This is a genomic window from Amycolatopsis echigonensis (genome assembly GCF_014174495.1).
Classification (GTDB): domain Bacteria; phylum Actinomycetota; class Actinomycetes; order Mycobacteriales; family Pseudonocardiaceae; genus Amycolatopsis; species Amycolatopsis echigonensis.
Map to the genome: position 1 here is coordinate 119,604 of NZ_JACJHR010000011.1, position 23,651 is coordinate 143,254.

A 23,651-nucleotide genomic window follows, 5' to 3' on the forward strand; every position below is an offset into this window, starting at 1 on the left:
CTTCCCCCCGCTGGCGCGTTCAGTCCGCGGCGAGCTCCACGAAGGGGGCCAGCGCGGCCGGGTTGGCCAGCGCGTCCCTGCTCACCGCCCTCTCCGGCGCGACTCCGGAGAGGATCCGCTTCACTGGTACTTCGCACTTCTTACCGTTCAACGTACGGGGAATCTCGGAAACGACGATGAACCGATCGGGTACGTGTCGTGGCGACAGCGCGTTGCGAAGCTCTTTCCGCAGGTCAGGCTCAACTTCTTCGAGTGTCGCGCCGGCCGTGAGTACGACAAAACACAGCAGCTGCCCGTCGTCGTTGCCCGCCGCCGACGTATCGATGACCAGCGAGTCGGCGACCTGGGCAAAGCCTTCCGCGACCCGGTAGAACTCGGCGGTGCCCATCCGGACGCCGCCGCGGTTGAGCGTCGAATCGCTGCGGCCGTAGACCACCGCCGAACCGCGGCGCGTGATCTTGACCCAGTCGCCATGCCTCCAGATACCCGGATACATCTCGAAGTACGCCTCGCGCAGCCGGGAACCGTCCGGGTCGTTCCAGAAGGAGACCGGCATCGACGGCATCGGCTCGGTGATCACCAGCTCACCGACCTCCTCGACCACCGGCTCGCCGCGGTCGTCGAACGCCGCCGCGGCCACGCCGAGCGCGCGGCAGGACAGTTCGCCGAGCCACACCGGCACGTCCGGCGCGGCCGTGACGATCCCCGCGCACAGGTCGGTGCCGCCGGAGACCGAGCAGATCTGCACATCCCGGCCGATCGCGTCGGCGATCCAGCGGAAGCCCTCCGGCGACAACGGCGCACCGGTCGAGCCGACGACGCGCAGCGCGCTGAGGTCGTAGCGTTCGGCCGGGGCGAGGCCCGCCTTGAGGCAGCTCTGGATGAACGGCGCGGACGTGCCGAAGTAGGTGATGCGGTGCTGCTCCGCCAGGTGCCACAGCGCGTTCAGGTCCGGATGGCCGGGACTGCCGTCGTACAACACGATCGTGGTGCCGACGAGCAGCCCGGAGACGATGAAGTTCCACATCATCCAGCCGGTGGTGGTGAACCAGAAGAATCGGTCGCTCGGCCCCAGCCCGCTCTGCAGTCCCAGCGCTTTGAAGTGTTCGACGACGATGCCGCCGTGGCTCTGCACGATCCCCTTCGGGAGCCCGGTCGTGCCCGAGGAATACAGGATCCACAACGGATGCGAGGCTTCCACCGGCTCGTACGCCAGCTCGCCGCCCGCGTGTTCGGCGAGCATCGCGTTCCAGTCGACGACGCCGTCGATGGTCCCATCTCCTACGTACTTCACCAAAACGGTGGCTTCCAGCGAAGGAAGCTGTTCGCGCAACTGCTGAACGGTGTCGCGGATGTCGAATTTCCGGCCGTGGTAAGCGTATCCGTTCACCGCGATGAGCACCTTCGGCTCGATCTGGGTGAACCGGTCGGCGATCGCGCGGATCCCGAAGTCCGGGGAACACGACGACCAGATCGCGCCGAGGCTGGCGGTGGCGAGGAAAGCGATGAGCGTCTGCGGGCAGTTCGGGGCGAGCGCGACGACCCGATCTCCTTTGCCGACACCGAAAGCGCGCAACGCGGCGCGCGCGGCGGCGACGTGCGCGCGGAGGTCGCCGTAGGTGAATTGCTCGGTGAGCCCGTCCTCGCGGTGGAAGATCACCGCGAGTTCGTCGTCGGCCTTCGTCGCGCCGCCGGTGTCCGGGCTCAGCGAGTGTTCGGCGTAGTTGAGCGTGCCGCCTTCGAACCATTTCGCGTCCGGCATCGCGCCGGACAGGATTTCCCGCGGCTGCTCGTGCCAGCGCACGCCGAAGAACTCCGCCACCGCGGCCCAGAACTCGGGGACGTGCTCGACCGAGTAGTGCCACAGGTCGTCGTAATCGGCCAGGTCGACGCCGCGCCGCTCGCGCAGCCATCGGCGGAAGGCTTCGATCTTCGAGTCAGCGACCTGGTTCGGGTCGGGTCGCCAGAGCACCTCGGGAGCAGCGGCGTTCTCGGTCACTCGCCGATGCTAACCCCGGGATGCTCGCGAAGTCCTTTTTCGACCGTGGCCACTCCGGCCAGCAGCGCGCGGACACGTCCAGGCGACGTCTGGAAAGTTGCTCAGCACCGGAACGCCTGCCGCTCCTCCACAAAGGACAGAGCGGCCGCCGATCGCCTCCAGTCGCTGCTGTTCGACAAGCCCTGCCGAGGGCGCTGCCGGAGATCAGCGGAGATGGGCGTCGAACCAGTCGAGGGTGCGTTGCCAGGCCTCTGCGGCCGCGTTGGGATCGGCGTCGAAGCGGTGGTTCGCGCCCGGGTAGCGCACGACGTTCGTCGCGACTTTCGCCGACGCCGCGGCCTCGCGCAGCTGCTCCACCTCGGCCTCGCCGACCTCGTCCCCGGCATCGCCGTACATGCCGAGCCACGGGCTGGTCACGCGGCCGGCGATCTCCAGCAGTTTCGGCAGCTCCGCGACCGCCTGGCCGCCGACGCTCACCGCCGCCCCGAACTTGCGGTGCGAGGCGACTACCAGCGCCGCCGTGCCGCCGAGGTCGAAGCCGACGACGCCGCGGAGGTCGGCCTCGACGCCGCGATCGGTGAGCCATTCGAGCGTGCGGTCCGTCGCTTCGAGCAGATCGCGCTGGGTGAGCTGTTCGCCGGACTCGATGTGCGGCGTGACAGTGAGCCAGCCCTCGCCGGCGAGGCTCTTGACCAGCAGCAGAACGCCGTCAGTGACCCCGTGGCCCTCGTGCAGGACCACCAGGCCGCCGCGAAGCGCGCGGTCGGGCTCGGCGAAGGTGAGGCGGAGGGTGCTGCCGTCGGTACGCTGGTGGTCCACGGTGGTCGTCGACGTCATCGCCTCATGCAATCACCTCTGGGTGAACATTGGGAACCTTTCCGGATCGGCCGGGGCGAGATACGGTGACCCCGTCGTCCCGTGAAAACCGAGGAGTTCCGACGATGCCGTCCCTCGCCCCCCGCCCTGACCTCGATTCGTTGCCGAAGTACGTCCCCGGCCGGACGATCGAAGGGGCCGTCAAGCTCGCGAGCAACGAGGTGCCCGGCGGTCCGCTGCCGAGCGTGCAGGCGGCGATCACGGCTGCGGTCACCGGAGTGAACCGGTATCCGGACAACGGTTCCCAGGCTTTGCGCGAGCGGCTTTCGCGGCGGCTGGACGTGCCGGTCGAGCGGCTCGCGATCGGCTGCGGTTCGGTTTCGCTGTGCCAGCAGATGATCCAGGCGCTGTGCGGTGCCGGCGACGAGGTGCTGTTCGGCTGGCGGTCGTTCGAGGCCTACCCGATCGTGGTACAGGTGGCGCTCGCCACAGGCGTGAAGGTTCCGCTGACGCCGGAGCACGGGCTGGACCTCGACGCGATGCTGGCGCGGATCACCGACCGCACCAAGCTGGTGTTCCTCTGCAACCCGAACAACCCGACCGGCACCGTGCTGCACCGGGACGAGATCGAGCGGTTCCTCGAAGCGGTGCCGCCGCACGTGCTTGTGGTGCTGGATGAGGCATACAAGGAATTCGTCACCGACCCCGAGGTGCCGGACGGCATCGAGTTCACGCGGACGCGCGGCAATGTGGCGGTGCTGCGCACGTTCTCGAAGGCGTACGGGCTCGCCGGGCTGCGCGTCGGGTACGCGGTGGCTCCGGAGCCGATCGCGCAGGCGCTGCAGCAGGTGTACGTGGCGTTCTCGGTGAACAGCATCGCGCAGGTGGCCGCGATCGCGTCGCTCGACGCGGAGGACGAACTGCTCGCCCGGTGCCAGGAGATCATCTCCGAACGCACCCGGGTGCGGGACGCGTTGCTGGAGATGGGCTACGAAATCCCGCCGACCCAGGCGAACTTCGTGTGGTTCCCGCTCGGCGAGCGCACCGCCGCCTTCGCCGAGCACATGCTGGACCGGAAGCTGATCGTGCGCCCGTTCCCCGGCGAGGGCGCGCGCGTGACGATCGGGACCCCGGAGGAGAACGACCTGATGCTGGCCGCGGCCAAGGAATTCCAGGCTATTTGAGGACCAGCTGCACGACCGCGGCGAGCCCGATCACGACGATCACGCCGCGCAGCACGGTGGGCGGCAGCTTGCGGCCGATCCTGGCCCCGAGCTGCCCGCCGATCGTGGACCCGAGCGCGAGCAGCCCGATCACCGGCCAGCTCACCGGGGCGACGAACGCGTAAATCGTGCCGGCGACGATGTTCACGACCGCGGACAGCACGTTTTTGACGCCGTTGAGCCGCTGCAACGGTTCGGACAGCAGCATGCCCATGACAGCCATCATCATCACGCCCTGCGCGGCGGTGAAGTAGCCGCCGTAGATGCCGATGACGAAGAGCAGCCCGAACAGCAACGGCCCGGCGTGGTGCTCGCGCCCGTTGGCCTCGCGGCGTTTCTGCACCCACTTCGACACCTTGGGCTGAACGATCACGAGCACGACGGCGAGCCCGACCAGCACCGGAACGATCTTCTCGAAGGCACCTTTGGGCAGCGTCAGGAGCAGCACGGTGCCACCGATGGCCCCGAAGAACGAGGCGACCGCGAACCGCATCACCTGCGGCCAGTACCCGACGAGCTCATGCCGGTAGCCGTACGCACCACTGACCGTGCCCGGCGCGAGCCCGACCGCGTTCGACGTCGTAGCGGTCACCGGCGGATAGCCCAGCGCGACGAGCACCGGGAAGGTCACGAGCGTCCCTGAACCGACGACGGTGTTGATCGTCCCGGCCCACATCCCGGCGATGAAGATGACGACGGCATGCCACCAGGTCATAAAGCACTCACCCGCTGACCCTAAGCAGGAGCCTCCTCACCCGGCGACGCGATGTGTCCGGTCAGACACTGGAAGGCATCGCCCAGGCGCGACGGGTGCCTGGCGGCGGGCGCCGGTTCAGCTCATCGGCAGTCCCCGGCGTGGCCGCGCACGCAACGGGACCCGCCACGGGCTGACACAACCGCCACCGCGCGCTCCACTTCGGCCACCGGGTCCGCGCTCTGGCCGCCACGTCCAACCGCCAGAGCCGCCACGTCTGGCCGGATCCGCGCACCAGCCGCCAGGCCGGGGCCGCCGAGTCCGAGCTCCGGCCGCCACATCCAGCCGCTGGTCCGCACTCAACCGCCAGGCACACGCACCAGCCGCCAGGTCCACGCACCAGCCGCCAGGTCCACGCACCAGCCGCCGGGTCCACGCACCAGCCGCCGGGTCCGGTCGGAGCCGCGCACCAGCCGTCAGGTCGAGCCGCCGGATCCGCACACCAGCTGCCACATCCGGCCGCCGAGTCCGCACTCCGGCCGCCAGGTCCGGCCGCCGAGCCCACGCTCCTGCCCGCCAGGTCCGGCCGCCGAGCCCACGCTCCCGCTGCCAGGTCGGGCCGCCGAGTCCGCGATTCAGCCGTCAGGTCCGCACTTCGGCTTCACCGCCAGATCGCACTCCGCCAGCCAGCTGGTCCGTGATCTGCCGCCGCCTCAGCCACAAGCCCGCACTTCAGCGCAGCCGCCGGTCCGCGTTCCGTCTCCGCCTCAGCACCCAGCCCGCTCCCGCCTCGGCACTCAACCCGCGTGCGTCTCCGCCCTCGGCACCCAGCCCGCTTCACCTCCTCGCTCCGCTCCCGCCGCACTCACCTCCACTCCCAGCCACTCCACGCACTCCACTCACCCACTCCGCCGAACCCCACCCCGCCCGGCACCACCCCTCACCGCTCAAAGACGCAAAACTCGTTCCCCTCCGGATCCGCCATCACGTGCCACTCCCGGTCCCCTCCTCGCTCCGCCACCATCCGCGCACCGGCCGCGACCAGTTCGTCCGGATTTCCCCACACGTCCAGGTGCATCCGGTTCTTCACCGTCTTGCGCTCCGGCACCGGGTTCAGCCAGAGCAACGGCCCCTCGCCGGCCGGGTCGACGATCGCGACCGGCCAGTCCGGCGGTTTCTCGCCGGGCGGGCTCCGGCGGACGTAGCCGAGCACCGTGCACCACCAGTCGGCCTGTGCCTGGTGGTCGAGTGCGTCCAGTGCGAGATCCTTGAACTGCGCGGGCATGGTCCCTCCCTTTCCCACCCAAGATCGTGACACCCGCCACCGACAATTTCCCGCGCCTCGGGTCGCCAGCTGTCAGGATGGGCGGCGTGGCCCACGAATCCGAGCAGGTCTGGAGCGCCACGGTCGACCATCTGCGCACGATGATCGACTCGGGCGAGCTTCCGCCGGGCTCGCGGCTGCCCGCCGAACGCGCGTTGTGCGAGCAGCTTGGCATCAGTCGCGGGTCACTGCGCCAGGCGTTGCGCGTCCTGGATTCGATCGGTTACGTCCAGATTCGCGCCGGGTCAGGCACTTACGTCCGCGAGCAAGGCACCGAGGAAAGCCCGCTGAGCAGCTGGTTTTCCGAGCACGAGCAGCTGGTGGAGAAGCTGTTCGACCTGCGCGCGACCGTCGAGCCGACCCTCGCCGAGCGGCTTGCCCGGCAGCACACGCCGCGTGTGGTGCAGCGGCTCGCGGACAACGTCGCGGAGATGGAGGCGGCCGCGGCGGCTGGGGACATGTTGCGCGTCATCGCGACCGACGCCGAGTTCCATCGGGTGATCGCCGGCAACGCGGGCAACGACGACGTCGCTGACCTGCTTCGTTCGGTGCTCGCCCTGGTCGGCGAGGAACGCCGGGCCGCGCTGCGGCTGCCTGGGCAGATCCGCAAGGCCGTGGCCGAGCACCGCGCGATTCTCGACGCCATCAGCCGGTCGGACGCGGCAGCCGCCCGCGAGATCACCCTCAAACACTTGCTGGACGCGAAAACCTACGCCCACGACTACGCGTCTTCCTGAATCAGCACACGCAGAATGCGTTGCCTTCCGGATCCTGCAGCACGGCGAAACAGCCGCTCTCGTCCACGACCGTGCGCACATGCACGGCGCCTCGCGCGACCAACCTGGCCGTCTCGGCCTCGACCCCGACTCGATCCGCCGCCCCGGTGCGCACGTCCAGGTGCAGCCGGTTCTTGCCGAGTTTCGGCTCGGGCACGCGATGGAACAGCAACCGTGGGCCGAGTCCGGCCGGGTCGGCCGCCGCGCACCACGCTTCCGCGCCGTCCCCGACCGAGCGGGAGAACTCGGCCCAGCTCGACGCCCCCGAGGACGGCCCTTCGACCACGTACCCCAGCGCCGCGGCCCAGAACTCCGCCAGCCGCTCCGGGTCCGCACAGTCGATGGCTATCTGCACCCGCTTCGCCATGCCTATGGATGATGCTGCCTCCGGCAATCAGCGCTACAGTCTTCACAAGTTTGTGAAGACTTTGCCACGATGGGGGTCTGGCCGTGGAGAAAGTGCACTTCACCGAAGAGAAGGCGACCAACCTCGGCACGCTGTATGCCCGCGCGCTCGACGCTCGTGCGGCCGATCCCGTCCTCGGCGACACCGCCGCCGACGAGGCGGTCAAAAAGATCGACTACGACTTCCGCAAGCTCGGCGTCAACGAGAACTCCGCGGTCTCCGTCGCGATCCGGGCGCGCGCGATCGACGAGATGGCCGCCAAATGGCTCGCCGAACACTCGGACGCGATCGTCGTGCACCTCGGCTGCGGAATGGACACCCGCGTGTACCGGCTCGACCCGCCGCCCTCGGTCGTCTGGTTCGACGTGGATTATCCCGAGGTCGTGGACGTCCGCAGCCGGATTTACCCGGAGCGCCCCGGATACTCGATGATCGGCTCGTCGGTCACCGATTTCGGCTGGCTAGACCAGGTTCCCGGCGACCGCGAGGCGCTGATCGTGGCCGAGGGGCTCACCATGTACCTCACCGCGGAGTCCGGGACAGAACTGGTCCGCAGGCTCGTCGGCAAGTTCCCGTCCGGCCGGATCGTGGCCGATTTCTTCAGTTCGCTCGGCATCAAGGCGCAGAGAATCAACCCTGTGGTCCGCCGCGCGGGCGCGACTTTGCATTGGGGCATCGACGATCCGCACGAACTCGAACGCTACGGCCTCCGCCTGGTGTCCTGTTTGGACGCGACCGACTGGGCGAGCGACGAAACCCTGGCGAAGATCCCGACCGCGTCCCGTTTGGCGTTGCACGCGTCAGCGCTGTTCCCGACGATCCGCAGGATGGGCCGGATCGCCGAATGGGAGTTCTGAATCCCTGACCGACCGGGCTGCTTTTGCCCACTCCGGACATCCCGGTCACCAGCACCCGCACGGTGGTTACCGCGTTTCCAGCACCCGCGCGACGAACCGGCCGATCTTCTCGTTCATCCGCTCGACGCGTTCCTCCTCCGAGAGCGTCTCCTTCGGCTGCGGCACCGCGGGCTTGAGCTCGCCGCGCAGGTACGCGCTGCACGCCAGGTCGGAGCACAAATACGTACCGACCGTGTTGCCGTCGCGGCCGGCTTTTCCGGCGAGCCGGGCGGAAAACAGCGTGATGTCGGCGAGCGGATGCGTCGTGGTGCAGAACGCGCAGATGTTGCTGCGCAGCCGCGATTTCGGCGGCGCCGCGGCCCGCAGCGACAGACCGATCACCTCGTCACCGCGCGGTACGACGAGGTACGCCCGGCCGGGCGCCTTCACGTCGCGCCAGCCGAGGAAGTCGCGCTTCTCCCACGGAATGTCCGCGGGGAGCGTGATGGACTTGGCTTCCCCGCGGGAACAGTTGACGAACGAGGCGCGGATCTCGGCGGGGTCGAGCGGTTGCATGCCGCCACGCTAACCATCGCCGCGCCTCGGCCGCGACGGCTTTTTTCGCTCCTGGGCCCGCCACCCCATACGATCTGCTGGTGCGCACGATGATCGCGGGGAGGTTCCGCCTGGTTCTGCGCACCAGTCTGGGCTTCGCCGCGCTCGGTGTCGGATCGAGTGTCGCCGGTGCCGGAGTCGTCGCGTTGCTGCTGCTCCTGCAGGGTTTGCCGGCGGACGTCGACGATCGCGGCTGGGTGCTCGGCGTCACCGCGGCCGGGGTGGTCGCGCTCGCCTTGATCGTCGGCACGCTCTGGACCGCTTACCTGCAGCGCCGCACCGTGGTGTGGTTCACGATCGGCCGCCCGCCGACCGCGGACGAGGCGAAACGCGCGCTGCGGCTGCCGTTCGACATGGCGGTGGTGAGCGGCACCCTCTGGCTGATCGGCGCGCTCGCGCTGGGCATTCTGGCCGGCGTCCTCGGTTCGATCGGCGACGCGGCGGGCATCGCGCTCACCATCGGCCTCGGCGGGCTGACCACGGTCGGCCTCACCTACCTGGCCGCGGAATGGGTCGCGCGTCCGGTGATGACGATGGCGCTCGACGTGCTGCCGCCACGCGGTTCGCTGCCGGTCACCGTGCTGACCCGGCTGGTCGTCACCTGGGTGCTGGCGAGCGGTGTGCCGCTGATCGGCGTGCTGCTGGTGACCACGCCGCCCGACCTCGGCCGCCACGGAAATCCGACGGCGAGCCTGATCGTGCTGTCCGTGACCGGCCTGACGACCGGCGCGATCGGCACCGCGCTCCTGTCCCGCGCGGTCGCCGCGCCGCTGCACCGGCTGCGAATCGCCCTGGACGCGATCGCCCGCGGACGCAAGGACGTGCACGTCGACGTGGACGATTCCAGCGAGATCGGGATGCTGCAGACGTCGGTCAACGACCTCGCCGCCGGCCTGCGCGAACAGGACCGGATGCGCGACCTGTTCGGCCGTCACGTCGGTGCCGACGTCGCCCGGCACGCGCTCGAATACGGCGCGTCGCTCTCCGGTGACGTCCGCGAGGTCACCGCGCTGTTCGTGGACGTCGTGGACTCGACAGCCCTCGCCTCGCGCACTCCGCCGCAGGAATTGGTCGAGAAGCTGAACCGGTTCTTCGCGAGCGTGGTGTCCGCAGTGGACGCTCGGGGCGGGCTGGTCAACAAGTTCCAGGGCGACGCCGCGCTGTGCGTTTTCGGTGCGCCGACCCGGCTGTCCGACGGCCCGACGATGGCTCTGGCCGCGGCCCGCGCAATCCGCGACGCGGTGATGTCAGAAGGCGAGCTCGACCTGGGGATTGGTGTCGCGACCGGGCAGGTGTTCGCCGGGCAGCTCGGCGCGTCGAGCCGTCTTGAGTACACGGTGATCGGCGACGCGGTGAACGAAGCCGCGCGGCTCACCGAACACGCGAAAGCCGTGCCGTCGCGCGTGCTCGCCAGCGAAACGACGGTGAAAGCCGCACTGGGCGGCGAACGGGAACACTGGCGGCTGCACGGCGAACTCCACCTACGCGGCCGCCACCGCGAGACCCGGACCTGGACGACCTAGCGCCGTCGGTTCTCACCGGGATGGCCGCTTACGACAGCTCAGGCCAGGTCAGCACGGTCGAACCCCAGGTCAGCCCGGCCCCGAACGCGGTCAACAGGACCCGGTGCCCCGGCGTCAGCGTCCCGTCGGCGACCGCGTCCGCGAGCGCCAGCGGGATCGACGCCGCGCTGGTGTTGCCGACCCGGTCGATGTTCGACACCACCGCGTCCGCCGGCATGCCGAGCTGCTTCGCGGTCGCCTGCAGGATGCGGATGTTCGCCTGGTGCCCGACGAACCGGTCGACGTCGCCGACCATCCAGCCTGCCTGGTCCAGCACCGCGCGCGAGGATTCCGCCATCCGCGCGCACGCCTGCCGGAACACGGCCGTGCCCTGCATGACCATGAACCGGTCCTTCGGGTTCTCCGGCACCCGCTGCGCCGCGCCGCCCGCCTCGACCCACAGCAGCTTGGCCAGTTCGCCCTCGCTGTGCAGGTCGAACGGGCCTAGCGCGCCGCGTTCGCCGGGCTCGCCCGCGCGCAGCAGGACCGCGCCGCCGCCGTCGCCGAAGATCGGCACCGTGGTGCGGTCGTCCGGGTCGACCAGCGAGGTGAAGACGTCCGCACCGATCACCAGCACCCGCTCGGCCATCCCGCCGGCGATGAACCCGGCGGCGGTCGCGAGCGCGTAGACGAAACCGCTGCACACGGCGTTGACGTCGAGCGCGAGCGCCGTGCCGAGGCCGAGCCGGGCCGCCACCTGCGGCGCGGTGGCCGGGCAGAGCTGGTCGGCGGTGGAGGTGGCGAGCACGACCGCGTCCGCGTGCCCGTCCGGGCCGAGCGCCGCCCGTCCCGCCTCCTCGGCGAGGTCCACTGTGGACTGGCCGGGCGCGACCCGGCGGCGCTCCCGGATCCCGGTGCGGGTGCGGATCCACTCGTCGGTGGTGTCCAGGCGAGCCGCGATCTCGTGGTTCGTCACCACGTGCTCGGGCAGCGCGCCGCCGAGTCCGGCGACGACGGCGGCTCGATGCTGCGACCGGACGGCACTCATGGCGGAACCTCCCAGACCGGCTTGTTGGCGGACGTCGCCGGTTGCCTCCCTTGTATGGCCTACCCCTGGGTAGACCGGTCAGTTGTGTTCCACGTCACTGAGAGACCTCTTCCACATTCGCTCAATAGGAGGTATTGCGCGCAGCGTCACGGCGGCGTGGTAAACCCGAGGCTTTTTGTCGGTCCGTCCAGTTAGCCTGAAGCGTGCGCACTCCCGACCTGGACCAGCTTGACCTCGCCATCCTCTCCTGCCTGCAGACCGACGCCCGCATGATCGCCGAGGTCATCGGGTCCAAAGTCGGCCTGTCCGCCGCGGCCGTCCAGCGGCGGATCAAGCGGCTGCGCGAGGCCGGAGTGATCGAGAAGGAGGTCGCGGTGCTGTCCCCGGCCGCGCTCGGGCTGGACATGACGTTCGTCGTCATGGTCGAGATGGAGCGCGAGAGCCTGCCCGTGCTCGACGGCTTCCGCGCGCAGGTCCTCGCCGACGACTGCGTGCAGCAGTGCTACTACGTCACCGGCACCGCGGACTTCGTGCTCGTGGTCACCTGCCCGGACATGGCGGCGTTCGAGAATTTCGCGCGGCGGATGTTCTTCGACAATCCCAACGTCCGGCATTTCACCACCAGCGTGGCGATGGACCGGGTCAAAGTGGGCCTCACGCTGCCGCTTTCCTGACGCGCGCGGAAACGCAAGGGTTCTGTGTCCGGTGTTACGTGTTCGCGTCCTGATGCAACCGATCGCGTGAACGTCGCCGGAACGCCGTCATGTGCTCCCGAGTCGATCATCTCCCTGCCGACCAGTTCGCGAGGCGCGAACGACCGGAGGAAACCAGGAGCAGCCGTGCACACCACCGACGCCGTACACCAGACCCAGTTCGTACTGCTGAACGAGAGCACTACGCCGGTGCTGTCCCGCCTCTCCTTCCACGTGGCGGAGCCCTACGCGGTCACCGTGGCGTTCCGGACCGAGCGCGGCCGGTGGATCGAGTGGACGTTCGCCCGAGACCTGCTCGTGACCGGGCTGGACGAGCCGACCGGGATCGGCGACGTGCGCATCCGGCCGGACCTGTCCGAGGACGAGGCTTTGCTGACGCTGGAAATCGAATCGCCCGACGGCTACGCGTCGTTCGAGCTGGAACGCGCCGACCTGCAGGCGTTCCTCGAATCTTCCTACGAGCTGGTGCCGCTCGGAGCCGAGAGCGAGCACTTCGACATCGACGGGCTGATCGAGGAGATCAGCAACGTGTGAGAAGACCTGCCGATCCCGCGGCAATGCGGACAAGGGCGGTTCGAGTGCGCTGGAGGCACTCGAGCCGCCCTTGTCGCATGTGGACCGTGGGGACGGACAATCACCCGCGCACGAGCGTGCTGCCAGTCGCCGACAGCGCTCAGCGAGAATCCTACCGAGCAGCCGGACGAGCTGCCGATGTAGTACGCGTCCCCGCCGAGCACGTTGTAGTGCGCCTTCGGCACGGCCGAGGTTTCCGTCACGGCCACTGCCGCAGTGTCCACACCGGACTGGCGGACGAACTGCTCCGCCGCGCCGCGCTGTCCCTTGAGGACAGTCAGGCTGATCCGGTTGCTCGCGGTGTCGATGCCCCAGCCGGTGACGGACTTCGGCGCGCCTGGTCGACCGGCACCGCGTCGGTCACCGAGACGACGGCCTTGCCGGTGGCCGCGTTGAAGCTCGTGCCGCTGACGCGTTGGCCGAGAGACTTCTCCGGTGCCGCGCCGATCTTGCTCGCGGTCTCCTCGTTCGCGAGCCGGGCGAGCGCCTGGTTGTGGGTGAGGCCGAGGTCGCGCTGCATGGCCGGGACCAGGCCGGGGTTGAGCGGGGCGGCGCCGGCGGCCAGGCGACGATCGCCGAGATGCTCGCAAAGGGTCGGACAAACCGACAGATTGCCGACGGCCTGTTCCTGTCACCGCGCACGGTGGAGCAGCACGTGGCGAAGGTGCTTCGGAAGCTAGGTGCGCGAAGCCGCACGGATGTGACCAGAAAACTGCCGAACCTTCCGTCGCGCTAACGGGCATCTCATCGCACCGGGCCCTACCGTGTTCGGGTGGCTGACGAACAAGTGCCTGCCTGGCGGCGGGCGACGAAAGGCGAGACCCGGTGGCCCGCGGCGGCCGTTGTCATCGGAACCCTCGCCCTGCAGCTGGCCTTGCCCGACGAGATGGTGCTGCACCCGTGGTGGCTGCTGCCCGCGCTGACCGCCGTGCTGATCATCGCGCTGCTGTTCCTCAATCCCGGGCGGCTCACCGAGTTCAACATCATCGAGCGCATGGTGGCGCTGGCCGCGCTGGCCGTCGTCAGCGTACTCAACGGCGCGTCCGCGGTGCAGCTGGTGATCGAGATCGCACGAGGCGCGCAACGCGGGCACGCGGTACAGGTGCTGATCAGCGGCGTGGTCGTCTACTGGACCAACATCGTCGTCTTCTCGCTCTGGTACTGGGAGTTCGACCGCGGCGGCCCGGCCCGGCGCGCGGCAGGCCGCGCGGACTTCCCCGACCTGCAGTTTCCGCAGATGAGCGACCCGTCGATGGCCAAGGCGGAATGGGAACCGCGCTACCTGGACTACCTCTACACGTCGTTCACCAACGCCACCGCGTTCAGCCCGACCGACGTCATGCCGCTGCGGATCTGGGCCAAGATGACCATGATGGTCCAGGCCGGGATCTCGCTGCTGCTCGCGCTGATGGTGTTCGCCTGGGCGGTCAACGGCCTCCAGGGCTGAAACCCACTGGCCTCGCCCGCGTCCGCCAGGTATATCTCCGGCCATGGAGCTTCCCGAACCGCCCTACTACGCGGTGATCTTCACGTCCCTGCGCACCGACGGGGACCGCGGCTACGCCGAGCGCGCCGCCTACATGTCCGAACTCGCCGCGAAACAGCCCGGCTACCTCGGCCAGAACTCCGTCCGCGACGAATCCGGGCTCGGCATCACCGTGTCGTATTGGCAGGACGAGGACTCCATCGCCGCGTGGCGCACCAACCTGGAGCACACCGAAACCCGCAACCACGGCCGCGCCGAGTGGTACCGCTCCTTCGATGTCCAGGTGTCCCGGGTCGAACGCGCCTACCGCTTCGAACGTCCATGAGGGGAGCCCCGAGGGACTCTGCTTCCCTCGGGGCTCCCGCACAGACTTTTGGCTACTGCCGGTTCATGGTGAAGCTTTGGCCGTCCGAACCGATCGGGCCGGGGACCCATGTGGCGCTGCCGCCGTCGTCCGCGTTGAGGCCCTGCGGGCTCGTGTCGGCGAGGTTCTTGCCGTCGAACTTGACCCCGTCGAACTTCACGCCGCCGTTGATCGTCGGATAGGAATCAGACGGCGATTCGATGATCGCTTCCGCCGACGAGTGCTTCGCGTTCAACGACTGCGTGGTCGTCTTCGTCCAGCCCTGCGTGTCGTTCTTCAAGTCGAGTTTGTAGCTGCTGTTGCTACGCGTGACAGTCGCGGTGATGTGGTCACCCGCCTTCACCGGTGCCTCGCTCGCCGAGTAGTACACCGGTGCGGCCGGGTACATTTCGTACCACGCCTGGTATTGCGGGCTGCCGCTGGAACAATCGGTCGCGACGCCGGTTTGCTCCACAGAGGACGATCCGTCGCCGTCGATGCCCACCCACGGCGCGAACAGGTCGTTGCTGGATTTGCAGGTCGCCGCCGGTTCGGTCCAGCCAGCCGTCGCGGTGGTGAAACTGCCGAAACTGACGTAGCCGCCCCAGTTTCCGCCGGAGTAGTGGTTCCCGTGGAAGTGCTTGCCGAACGTGACGGGCCCGGCTCCCGCGCCGGCGACGAGGGTCGCGGCCGCGAACGCGCCGACCGCCAGCAATCCGAGGGGACGCGGGAAGGATCGTGAACTCATGGGCATCCAATCTGGTCACGGGAGTGCCTGCGCGTACCAGTGTTGAATTTCGCCCGCCCGAGTTGGTAGCTACTTTCGAAGGGTATTCACATCTGGGGAATGGTTCACCAAATGTCCCGATTCTCCGGTCTGTACCCGGAAGTCCGTGCCCGCCCGCCGGGGGAGGCAGCGGGCCGGCACGGACTCCTTCCGAAGTGGACTACCGCGCCGTACGGGCGTGCGCGGCGTCCACGAACTGGGTGGTGTACGTCTGGGACAAATCGATCTTGTCCTTTTTCGGCTTCACGTTGCTGGACGACGCACCCAGCACCTTCAGCACGTTCTGCGCGCCGGACGGGTCCATCCGGCCGTCCTTGGTGAACATCGGCAGACTGTCCTTGAGCGACTTGACGTACAACGCCTTGTCCCCGCCCGCGAACGACGGCGGCATCAGATCGGCCACCTGCTCCGCGGTGTGCGTGGAAAGCCACTTCAGCGAATCCACGTACGCGTTGGCGAGTTTCTGCACGACGTCCGGATAGCGTTTCACGATTTCGCAGCTCATGTACAGCGAACTCGCCGGATACAACCCGCCCAGCGCCGCGCGCGTGCCTTCCGGCGTGCGCATGTCGTACAAGACCTTCGCCTGCCCAGTGTTGGTCAGCTGCGCGATGGTCGGATCGGTCGTCATGCCCGCGTCGATCGAACCTTGTTGCAGGGCCGAGATAAACGTCTGCCCAGCCCCGACCTTCACCGGCGTGTAGTCCTTGCTGCCGACGCCGCCGCGGCTGGCGAGCGCCTTGGTGAGAAAGTCGGTCGACGAGCCGAGCGACGTGACGCCGAGGTTCTTTCCGCGGAAGTCCGCGCCGGATTTGATGTGCGGAGCCTTCGAGGTCGCGACCATTTCCGCTTCCCCGGGCACATTCGCGAACTGCACCACACTCGTGATGCACTGGTCCTTGGCCTGCAGGTCGATCGTGTGGTCGTAGAACCCGATCACCCCCTGCACTTCCCCGGCCAGCAGCGACGTTTCCGCGTTGGCCCCGGACGGCTGGTCGAACAGTTCGACGTCCAGCCCCTGCTTCTGGTACTCGCCCAGCTGCTTCGCGAGCTGCCCCGGCAGATAGATCACTTTGGACAGTCCGCCGACCATGATCTTGATGTGCGGCCGCCCGCTGGTGCCGAGGTCGATCTCCCGGGAGTCCCGGCAGGCGGTCACCCCGGCAACGGTCACCAATGCGGCCGCCGCGACCGCGAGTGTCCTTTTCAGCCGCATGTCAGATCCCCTGGCTCGCCTGGGCCGAGACCTGCGGACGCCAGCGCAGCAGCCTCGATTCCAACGTGCTGATTCCCCACTCGGCCAGCAGCGCGACCACGGTGATGATCAGCATGCCCGCGTAGACCCCGGCAGTGTCGAAGGTGCCCTGCGCGTTGGCGATCAGGAAGCCCATGCCCGCCTTGGCACCGGTGTACTCGCCGACGACCGCGCCGATCAACGCGAACCCGAACGCCACGTGCAGCGACGAAAGAATCCACGACGTCGCGCTGGGCAGCACGATCGACTTCAGCACCTGCCAGCGAGTCGCGCCGAGGATGCGAGCGTTGTCGATCAGGTTGCGGTCCACCTCGCGAGCACCGGTGAAAGCGTTGAAGAACACCGCGAAGAACACCAGTACGACGACCGTCGCGACCTTCGAGGACATGCCGAGGCCGAACCAGATCACGAACAGCGCGGCGAGCACGATACGCGGCAACGCGTTGGCTGCCTTGATAAAAGGAGCCAGCACGTCCGAGAGGTACTGGCTGCGCCCGAGCACCACGCCGAGCAGAACGCCGAGTGCCGCGCCGATCACGAACCCGAGAACAGCTTCCTCCACGGTGACCAGTATCTGGTACCAAATGGAGCCGAAATCAGTTCCGGTGATGAACCATTCGGTAAGTCGTTCCCAGATTTTCGACGGCATCGAATAGAAGAACGGGTCGATCCAGAACCGCCCGGCGAGCTCCCAGCTGCCGAGCCACACCACGACGATCGCCAGGCGCAGCAACCAGATGTTGCGCCTACGCGCGGCCGTGCGGGTCTTCTGCCGCGCGAGAATGCTTGCCTCGTCCTCGATCTGAGGATTCGGGTTGGACGGGCCGACAGTCAGATCAAGCGACACCGGTCGCTCCCTTCTGGCGGGCCTTGTCGACCTCGCCGCGCAGCGATTCCCAGATGTCGGAGTAGATCTTGCGGAATTCCTCGGTCAGTCGCAGGTCTTCCACCTTGCGCGGCCGTTCCAGCGGAACCTCGAACACGTCCTTGACCGTCGCCGGGCTGGTGGTCAGCACGACTACCTTGTCCGCCAACGCGATGGCCTCGTCGAGGTCGTGCGTCACGAAGATCACCGCGGCGCCGGTGCCGGACCACAGCCGGAGCAACTCGTCCTGCATCAGCGCGCGAGTCTGGACGTCGAGCGCGGAGAACGGCTCGTCCATCAGCAGGATTTTCGGCTCGGTGACCAGCGTCTGCGCCAACGCGACGCGCTTGCGCATACCGCCGGAAAGCTGGTGCGGGTAGTACTTCTCGAATCCGGCCAGCCCGACGCGGGCGATCCAGTCGGCCGCCTTCTTCCGGGCGTCCTCTTTGAACGCGCCGCGGAAGCGCGGTCCGGACGCGACGTTGTCCAGCACCGAACGCCACGGCATCACCGCGTCGGTCTGGAACATGTAGCCGACGCCGTCCGGAATCGACTTCACGTCGGAGCCGTGCACGACGACCCGGCCCGCCGACGGCGGCTGCAACCCGGAGACCAGCGACAACGTGGTGGATTTGCCGCATCCGGTCGGCCCGACCACGGCGACGAACTCCCCCGGTTCGACGGTCATGGTCAGCTCGCGGACTGCGGTGTGGACAGAACCTGATCCGCTCGGGAACCTTTTGGTGGCGCCGATCAGTTCGATGAGTGGGGCCATCGAGGTGACTCCTTCGTCACGGTGGGGACTCGCTCGACGCAGGTTAAGAGCGCGTTTCCCGGCGGAGAAGCTTGTCGACGTTCTGCGTGCGCTCTGCGCGTTCTCCACGTTTTGCTCGTTTAGCGCACAGCGCTGAGCTGGGGGTATGTTGCCTGGCATGCCGAAGTGGGCGCTCTTTCCGCGGATGCGGTTCACCCGTCAGGTGCTGCTGTTGCAGATCGGCGTGGTGGTCCTCGTCGTGGGCCTCGGCGTCGCGCTGGTCAGCTCGCTCCTGCGCACGACCCTGACCGAACAGTACGGCGAGCGAGCCTTGGCGATCGCGAAATCCGTGGCCACGGAGCCGGTGGTGATCGCCGGTGCGGCTTCCCGGAAACCGAGCCCGGACCTTCAGCAGCGAGTCGAAGCAGTGACGCAGACCGACGACGCGCTGCTGTTCGTGGTCATCACGGACGATCACGGCATCCGGCTGGCCCATCCAACGCCCGAGATGGTCGGCAAGCAGGTGAGCACGCCGTGGGAGGAAGTGATCGCGGGCAACGACGTGGTGAGCGAGTTCAACGCGGGCACCTTGGGACCGTCCGTGCGCAGCAAGACCCCGATCAAGCAGGGCTCCCGGGTCATCGGCGAGGTGAGCGTCGGCTACCGCATCGGTGAGCTGACCGGCGACTTCAACCGATGGTTCATCCTGACGATGGTCTTTGGCGGCGGCGCCCTTCTGATCGGCGCTGGCGCATCCGCCCTGCTCAACCGCCGTCTGCGCCGCGTAACCCATGGCCTCGAACCCCACGAACTGACCGAGCTGCTCTACGAACACGAAGCCGTCCTGCACGGCATCGGCGAAGGTGTCCTGGCGGTCGACGCGGAACATCGGGTGACCGTCCGCAACGACGAAGCCGAACGGCTCCTCGGCACCCCGCTCCCCGTCGGCGCGCCGCTGGAGGCACTGGGCCTGTCCCCGCGAGTGCACCAGGCCGTGTCCGAAGGACGCCCAGTGGACAACCTCCTGGCCGTCGCCGGAAACCGGGTCCTGGTAATCAATTCCCGTGCCGTGCACCGGGAAGAACACGCGCTGGGCACCGTGCTGACGTTCCGCGACCGCACCGACCTCGACACTCTCACCCGCGAACTCGACGGCATCCGCTCGCTGTCCGACGGCCTGCGCGCGCAACGGCACGAGTTCGCGAATCGCCTGCACACGCTGTCCGGTCTGCTGCAGCTGGGCCACCACGCCGAAGCCGAGGAATACCTGCAGACCCTCACCGAAACCACCGCCTCGCGTGCGGAACCGCTCGACGACCGGGTCGTCGATCCATACCTGCAAGCCTTGCTGGTCGCGAAAACCGAGCAGGCACAGGAAAAAGGCATTGAGCTCCGATTGGCCGACGACGCCTGGGTCCCCGCTTCAGTAACCGATCCGATCGCCGCGGGCACGGTAATCGGCAACCTGGTCGACAACGCCCTGCACGCCGCGCGCATGGGCCCGCGCCGGCCCGCGTGGGTCGAAGTCGGCCTGCTTGCCGATGACTCCACTTTGCATGTGTCCGTTGTAGACAGTGGCCCGGGAATCGACGCGGCCTTACGGGACAAGCTTTTCGACGAAGGAGTGTCCACAAAGCTCAGTCCCGGCCACGGTCTGGGACTGGCCTTGGCCCGCCAAGCCGCCCGAGCCCGCGACGGTGACGTGTGGCTCGCCGACCCCGGCGACGCGACGACCGGCGCGTTGTTCGTCGCGAAACTTCCCGGACTGCTGGACCGACCCGAGGAGACCGACGCATGATCCGCACCCTGATCGTGGACGACGACTTCCGCGTCGCCGGCGTGCACGCGGGATTCGTGTCGGAGGTACCGGGATTCACTGTCGCCGGGGTGGCGCACACTGCCGCCGAAGCCCGTGCCCGCGTGCGGGAACTGGCCCCGGACCTGGTCTTGCTGGACGTCTATTTGCCGGATGAGTCCGGACTTTCCGTCCTGCCCGACCTGAAGACGGACACCATCGTGTTGTCCGCCGCTACCGATGCCGCGTCGATCTCCGCCGCGATCCGCGCGGGTGCGTTGAACTATCTGATCAAGCCGTTCACGACGCGGCAATTGTCGGAACGGCTCACGTCGTACGCCCGGTACCGCGGTCTGGTCACGACCGAACGTCCGCTGTCCCAGGACGACGTGGACCGGGCTTTCCGCGCTCTCCATGACCAGGACCGCGCCGCGACGCCGAAAGGCCAGTCGAGCGCGACGGCTCGCCTGGTGTCAGAGCGGCTGCGCGGTTCCCCGACCCCGCTGTCCGCCGCCGAAGTGGCTCGCGAACTCGGCATGGCCCGCGCTACCGCGCAGCGTTATCTGACCGCGCTGGCGGAGTCGGGAGCAGTGGAAATGCGCCTTCGCTACGGCGCGACTGGGCGACCGGAACACGAATACGCTTGGATCGGCTGACCCCGCGGTCAGTGCCTCCAGCCAGCAAGGAATCGGCCAACCGCAGTTCTTGCTTGCCGATGCCGGTGACACTGCTGTCCTTCAGGTCGGCTGGCCGTCGGTCGGCGCGCTGCCCTGCCCGATGACCTCTCAGCGCCCGCCAGCCATCCGCTGCGCGGCGTCGAGCCACGGCTTCCAGTCGAGGAACTGGTCGATGCCCGCCCGCGACGGGGTCTTGGTCGGAGCGGGCGTCCCGAGGTCCGCACGCGGGTCGGCCTGTTCCTGGGTTTCCGGAGCCGCCGTCGTACGCGGCGTGGTCGGGTGGACCGGGTTGTGCCGCCGCACCGGGGTCTGCTGCGTGGGCACCGGGACGTACACCGTGACCGGCGGCGCGGTCTGCGTCACCGGCGGTGCGATCGTCGACGGAACCGGGACCTGCTGCTCCGCGATCGGAAGGCGCTGCTCGGCCTGCGCGACGGCGTCGTCCGCGGTCTGGCCGGGGAGCGAGCCGGTGAAGAACCCGCCGGCCAGCCAGCCGAGTCCGACCAGGAGCACTGCCAGCCCGGCGCCGACCCACACCCGGGCCCGCCGCCGCGACGCCACCGCGCGCGGGCGTTCCTCGGCGGGCGCGCATCCGGCGATCACCGGGATCTGCTGGGTCGATTCGCAGCTCGTCTCGACCGCGGCCTCGTCCTGCGGGCGCGGCTCGCGCGGCAGGCTCGCGGCGATGATGCCGGTGCGGTCGACCAGTTCCCCGGAGGCCCGGTCAGCGGGCGCGGCCAGTCGGCGCTCGGCAAGGCGCAGCATCGAGGGCTACCTCCGGGGTGCGGACACACGAGTGGACTCGGAGCATTCTGCGGCATTTCCGAGGTGCTCGGCGAAAATGCAACTCTATCGAGTGATCAAGAATGCGGACGGTCGCGGCGGGTTATCCGTTCCGCTCGACGCGCTTGAGTCCCTGGCGCGCCAAAACCGCGAGCGGACGCTGGTATGCCGAACCGAGCACGCGCGGGATCGCGTCGATCACGTACGCGTCCGGTCCGATGAGGATCCGCGCGGACCGCCTGCGCACGCCGCGCAGGATGGTCTCGGCCGCTTTCTTCGGTGTGGTAAGGGCGATTTTCTCGAATCCGGCCGCCGCCTTGGCTTGGTCGCCGGCCGCTCCGCCGCGGGCGTTGCGGGCGATGTTGGTCTTGATCCCGCCCGGATGCACGCAGCTGACGCCGACCGGATGCCGTGCCGCGAGCATTTCTTCGCGCAGCGACTCGGTGAATCCGCGAACGGCGAACTTCGCCGCGTTGTACGCACTCTGCGTAGGCACTCCGACGAATCCGAACACGCTGGAGATATTGACGACGTAGCCGTCTCTGGAGTCGATGAGGTGCGGCAGGAATGCCTTCGTGCCGTTCACGACACCGCCGAGGTTGATGCCGAGCAGCCAGTCGAAGTCCTCGAACGTCATGTCCTCGACAGTCGCGCCCAGCGCCACCCCGGCGTTGTTGACGACGAGGTTGACCCGGCCGTGCTCCCGCACGACGTCCTCGGCGTGGGCGAGGACGGCAGCCCGGTCGGCCACGTCGAGGGAATGACCCCGCACCTTGGCACCGCGTTCGCCGGCTTCGCGCACGGTGCCGTCGAGGCCTTCGGAGTCGACATCGGACAGCTCGAGGAGCGCGCCGTGCAACGCGAGTTCGAGGGCCAGCGCCCGGCCGATGCCCGAGCCCGCTCCGGTGATCACTGCGACTTTGTTCGAGAAGTCCTTCATCGTCTCCCCACCCTGGTCTCACCGCTCACTCTGATACTAGTGACGAAGACCAGTACAGGAGGTGGCATGCGGCGCACGGTGATCGGGCTGTTCGCACTGATGAGTGCGAGCGGGACCATCGTGGCGTGCGCTCAGCACGCAGCGGAACCGGCGGTCGCGCCGTCGACCCCGGCGAAGCCGATCCACGCGGCCATCGGCGCGCTGTTCGTCGACGGTTCGCATTACTGCACGGCAAGCGTCGTGCACAGCCCGCGCGGGGACGAACTGCTCACCGCCGCACACTGCATCCACGACGGCGAAAGCGGAGGCTACCTGTCCAATATCACCTTCGCGCCCGGTTTCCACGACGGCGTCGCGCCGTACGGATACTGGCAGGTCGGGAACGAACTGGTCGCGCAAGGATGGATCGATTCGTCTGATCCGAACCTGGATGTCGGTTTCGCGACCGCGCGTCAGGACGGTTCCCCGGAACCCCTCGAAGCAGTGACCGGAGCGAACCAACTCGGCACGAACGGCCCCTTCGCCCGCCAGGTGACCGTGGCCGGCTACCCGGACGGCGTCGACGAGGTCGCCACCTGCGAAACGCACACCCAGCAGCAGGACGACCACCAAATGCGCCTCGACTGCCCCGGCTTCGCGACCGGCACGAGCGGCAGCCCGCTGGTAGCGGACCCCGCACCGGACACGAAAAACGGCACGGTAGTCGGCGTGATCGGCGGCTACGAGGCAGGCGGAAACACCGACGACATCTCGTACTCGAGCTATTTCGACGACCAGATCGCCGATCTGTACAACCGGGCAACCACAATGCCGTGACATGATGCGGCCCATGAGCACGCGCGACGTCCCGATCACCGGGGAACCGATCCGGCTGGGCCAATTCCTGAAACTGGCCGACCTCGCGGACAACGGCTCGCACGCGAAAGACCTGATCGACGCGGAAGAAGTCACGGTCAACGGCGAAGTCGAAACCCGCCGAGGCCGCCAACTAGCAGACGGCGACATCGTCGCGGTCGGAACCGAGAAAGCCCGCGTCTCCCTGGCCCGCTGACTTCCGGGCCCAACGTTCGTGAGGGGAACCTTCACAGACTCTGATTCCCTCAGGGTTCCCCTCACGGCACGCCGCCGCGCCCGCCGCCGCCGCGATGCACCCAAGGCGGCATTCGGTGCGTCACCTGCACCGAAAACCTCAGTGGGGCGCTAAACCGGCACCCGCGAACCCACGCAACCACTCACCCAAGTCGCGCGCCCACCACAAAACCGCAGCCCCACACCCAACACGTCCAGGCCCCCGAGCCGCGCGCCCCCCACCACCGATCCGCAACCCGCGCACCCAAACCATCGAGGCACCCAGCCCCTCCCCCGCACCCCGATACGAAGCCTCCTCTGCGGTTCGGGGGTGCTTGTCAAGGCATCTTCCCCGCCTTGACAAGCACCCCCG

At 68.3% G+C, this 23,651-nt stretch carries 27 protein-coding genes and 1 pseudogene; 13 read left to right on the plus strand and 15 right to left on the minus strand.

Annotated features, from left to right (window positions below):
• Positions 1-19: 19 nt before the first annotated feature.
• Positions 20-1,999: an acetoacetate--CoA ligase gene (locus tag H5411_RS10635; protein WP_183123683.1), complete on the minus strand. Its 1,980-nt coding sequence runs from the start codon at positions 1,997-1,999 to the stop codon at positions 20-22.
• A 204-nt stretch (positions 2,000-2,203) separates the two neighbouring features.
• Positions 2,204-2,836, minus strand: a complete 633-nt coding sequence (locus H5411_RS10640; protein WP_183123684.1) for a dienelactone hydrolase family protein — start codon at positions 2,834-2,836, stop codon at positions 2,204-2,206.
• A gap of 104 nt (positions 2,837-2,940) precedes the next feature.
• Between H5411_RS10640 and hisC the strand changes: the two genes are divergently transcribed.
• Positions 2,941-3,999 (plus strand): histidinol-phosphate transaminase, encoded by a 1,059-nt coding sequence (gene hisC, locus H5411_RS10645; protein ID WP_101436469.1) that lies wholly within the window; start codon positions 2,941-2,943, stop codon positions 3,997-3,999.
• Here the strand turns inward: hisC and H5411_RS10650 are convergent.
• Complete coding sequence (locus tag H5411_RS10650) at positions 3,992-4,753, minus strand: sulfite exporter TauE/SafE family protein (RefSeq protein WP_183123685.1); 762 nt, start codon at positions 4,751-4,753, stop codon at positions 3,992-3,994. The genes hisC and H5411_RS10650 overlap by 8 nt on opposite strands.
• 919 nt (positions 4,754-5,672) lie before the next feature.
• Positions 5,673-6,017 carry a VOC family protein gene (locus H5411_RS10655; RefSeq protein WP_183123686.1) on the minus strand — a complete coding sequence of 115 codons (345 nt, stop codon included), beginning with the start codon at positions 6,015-6,017 and terminating at the stop codon, positions 5,673-5,675.
• A 77-nt stretch (positions 6,018-6,094) separates the two neighbouring features.
• Here H5411_RS10655 and H5411_RS10660 point away from each other — a divergent pair, with 77 nt between their 5' ends.
• Positions 6,095-6,793 carry a FadR/GntR family transcriptional regulator gene (locus H5411_RS10660; protein WP_101436472.1) on the plus strand — a complete coding sequence of 233 codons (699 nt, stop codon included), beginning with the start codon at positions 6,095-6,097 and terminating at the stop codon, positions 6,791-6,793.
• 1 nt (position 6,794) lies between these two features.
• Here H5411_RS10660 and H5411_RS10665 read toward each other — a convergent pair whose 3' ends face one another.
• Entirely contained in the window at positions 6,795-7,199 is a 405-nt protein-coding gene (locus H5411_RS10665; protein ID WP_183123687.1) for a VOC family protein, read from the minus strand.
• Positions 7,200-7,282: 83 nt separating this feature from the next.
• Between H5411_RS10665 and H5411_RS10670 the strand changes: the two genes are divergently transcribed.
• Positions 7,283-8,095, plus strand: a complete 813-nt coding sequence (locus H5411_RS10670) for a class I SAM-dependent methyltransferase (RefSeq protein WP_183123688.1) — start codon at positions 7,283-7,285, stop codon at positions 8,093-8,095.
• A 66-nt stretch (positions 8,096-8,161) separates the two neighbouring features.
• On the opposite strand, the gene H5411_RS10675 is transcribed toward H5411_RS10670, so the two are convergent.
• Positions 8,162-8,650, minus strand: coding sequence for an FBP domain-containing protein (locus H5411_RS10675; RefSeq protein WP_101436474.1), 489 nt, complete (start codon positions 8,648-8,650; stop codon positions 8,162-8,164).
• Positions 8,651-8,739: 89 nt separating this feature from the next.
• On the opposite strand from H5411_RS10675, the gene H5411_RS10680 reads away from it, so the two are divergent.
• Complete coding sequence (locus tag H5411_RS10680) at positions 8,740-10,212, plus strand: adenylate/guanylate cyclase domain-containing protein (RefSeq protein WP_101440897.1); 1,473 nt, start codon at positions 8,740-8,742, stop codon at positions 10,210-10,212.
• Between the two features lie 28 nt (positions 10,213-10,240).
• Here the strand turns inward: H5411_RS10680 and H5411_RS10685 are convergent, their stop codons facing one another.
• Entirely contained in the window at positions 10,241-11,239 is a 999-nt protein-coding gene (locus tag H5411_RS10685) for a beta-ketoacyl-ACP synthase III (protein ID WP_101436475.1), read from the minus strand.
• Between the two features lie 203 nt (positions 11,240-11,442).
• Between H5411_RS10685 and H5411_RS10690 the strand changes: the two genes are divergently transcribed.
• The gene (locus H5411_RS10690; RefSeq protein ID WP_101436476.1) at positions 11,443-11,913 is read left to right on the plus strand and encodes an Lrp/AsnC family transcriptional regulator; all 471 of its coding nucleotides are present in this window, start codon (positions 11,443-11,445) and stop codon (positions 11,911-11,913) included.
• Between the two features lie 165 nt (positions 11,914-12,078).
• Complete coding sequence (locus H5411_RS10695; protein ID WP_183123689.1) at positions 12,079-12,486, plus strand: SsgA family sporulation/cell division regulator; 408 nt, start codon at positions 12,079-12,081, stop codon at positions 12,484-12,486.
• On the opposite strand, the gene H5411_RS48905 is transcribed toward H5411_RS10695, so the two are convergent.
• Positions 12,408-12,833, minus strand: coding sequence for a hypothetical protein (locus tag H5411_RS48905; RefSeq protein ID WP_244194941.1), 426 nt, complete (start codon positions 12,831-12,833; stop codon positions 12,408-12,410). The genes H5411_RS10695 and H5411_RS48905 overlap by 79 nt on opposite strands.
• The gene (locus tag H5411_RS48910) at positions 12,803-13,045 is read right to left on the minus strand and encodes a hypothetical protein (RefSeq protein ID WP_244194988.1); all 243 of its coding nucleotides are present in this window, start codon (positions 13,043-13,045) and stop codon (positions 12,803-12,805) included. The genes H5411_RS48905 and H5411_RS48910 overlap by 31 nt, the downstream gene beginning before the upstream one ends.
• A 51-nt stretch (positions 13,046-13,096) precedes the next feature.
• On the opposite strand from H5411_RS48910, the pseudogene H5411_RS10705 reads away from it, so the two are divergent.
• From H5411_RS10705 to H5411_RS10715, 3 genes and pseudogenes are all read left to right on the plus strand, one after another.
• Positions 13,097-13,261, plus strand: a pseudogene (locus H5411_RS10705) (response regulator transcription factor); the annotation flags it as partial.
• Positions 13,262-13,297: 36 nt separating this feature from the next.
• Complete coding sequence (locus H5411_RS10710) at positions 13,298-13,972, plus strand: DUF1345 domain-containing protein (RefSeq protein ID WP_101436478.1); 675 nt, start codon at positions 13,298-13,300, stop codon at positions 13,970-13,972.
• Between the two features lie 43 nt (positions 13,973-14,015).
• Positions 14,016-14,336: an antibiotic biosynthesis monooxygenase family protein gene (locus H5411_RS10715; RefSeq protein WP_183123690.1), complete on the plus strand. Its 321-nt coding sequence runs from the start codon at positions 14,016-14,018 to the stop codon at positions 14,334-14,336.
• Between the two features lie 52 nt (positions 14,337-14,388).
• On the opposite strand, the gene H5411_RS10720 is transcribed toward H5411_RS10715, so the two are convergent.
• The 4 genes from H5411_RS10720 to H5411_RS10735 all read right to left on the minus strand — a co-directional run bounded on the left by H5411_RS10720 (position 14,389) and on the right by H5411_RS10735 (position 18,036).
• Positions 14,389-15,102: a G1 family glutamic endopeptidase gene (locus tag H5411_RS10720; RefSeq protein WP_101436480.1), complete on the minus strand. Its 714-nt coding sequence runs from the start codon at positions 15,100-15,102 to the stop codon at positions 14,389-14,391.
• A gap of 199 nt (positions 15,103-15,301) precedes the next feature.
• Entirely contained in the window at positions 15,302-16,357 is a 1,056-nt protein-coding gene (locus H5411_RS10725) for an ABC transporter substrate-binding protein (RefSeq protein ID WP_183123691.1), read from the minus strand.
• 1 nt (position 16,358) lies between these two features.
• Positions 16,359-17,243, minus strand: coding sequence for an ABC transporter permease (locus H5411_RS10730; protein WP_183123692.1), 885 nt, complete (start codon positions 17,241-17,243; stop codon positions 16,359-16,361).
• Positions 17,233-18,036 (minus strand): ABC transporter ATP-binding protein, encoded by an 804-nt coding sequence (locus H5411_RS10735; protein ID WP_183123693.1) that lies wholly within the window; start codon positions 18,034-18,036, stop codon positions 17,233-17,235. The genes H5411_RS10730 and H5411_RS10735 overlap by 11 nt, the downstream gene beginning before the upstream one ends.
• 157 nt (positions 18,037-18,193) lie before the next feature.
• On the opposite strand from H5411_RS10735, the gene H5411_RS10740 reads away from it, so the two are divergent.
• Positions 18,194-19,813, plus strand: a complete 1,620-nt coding sequence (locus H5411_RS10740) for a sensor histidine kinase (protein ID WP_376772117.1) — start codon at positions 18,194-18,196, stop codon at positions 19,811-19,813.
• Complete coding sequence (locus H5411_RS10745; protein WP_183123694.1) at positions 19,810-20,466, plus strand: response regulator; 657 nt, start codon at positions 19,810-19,812, stop codon at positions 20,464-20,466. Before H5411_RS10740 ends, H5411_RS10745 begins: the two co-directional genes overlap by 4 nt.
• 129 nt (positions 20,467-20,595) lie before the next feature.
• Here H5411_RS10745 and H5411_RS10750 read toward each other — a convergent pair whose 3' ends face one another.
• Positions 20,596-21,252, minus strand: coding sequence for a hypothetical protein (locus tag H5411_RS10750; RefSeq protein ID WP_183123695.1), 657 nt, complete (start codon positions 21,250-21,252; stop codon positions 20,596-20,598).
• Between the two features lie 121 nt (positions 21,253-21,373).
• Positions 21,374-22,210, minus strand: coding sequence for an SDR family NAD(P)-dependent oxidoreductase (locus H5411_RS10755; protein WP_183123696.1), 837 nt, complete (start codon positions 22,208-22,210; stop codon positions 21,374-21,376).
• A 66-nt stretch (positions 22,211-22,276) separates the two neighbouring features.
• Here H5411_RS10755 and H5411_RS10760 point away from each other — a divergent pair, with 66 nt between their 5' ends.
• Positions 22,277-23,026, plus strand: a complete 750-nt coding sequence (locus H5411_RS10760; RefSeq protein ID WP_183123697.1) for a trypsin-like serine peptidase — start codon at positions 22,277-22,279, stop codon at positions 23,024-23,026.
• A gap of 13 nt (positions 23,027-23,039) precedes the next feature.
• Positions 23,040-23,261, plus strand: a complete 222-nt coding sequence (locus H5411_RS10765) for an RNA-binding S4 domain-containing protein (protein ID WP_167441932.1) — start codon at positions 23,040-23,042, stop codon at positions 23,259-23,261.
• The last annotated feature ends 390 nt before the right edge of the window (positions 23,262-23,651 follow it).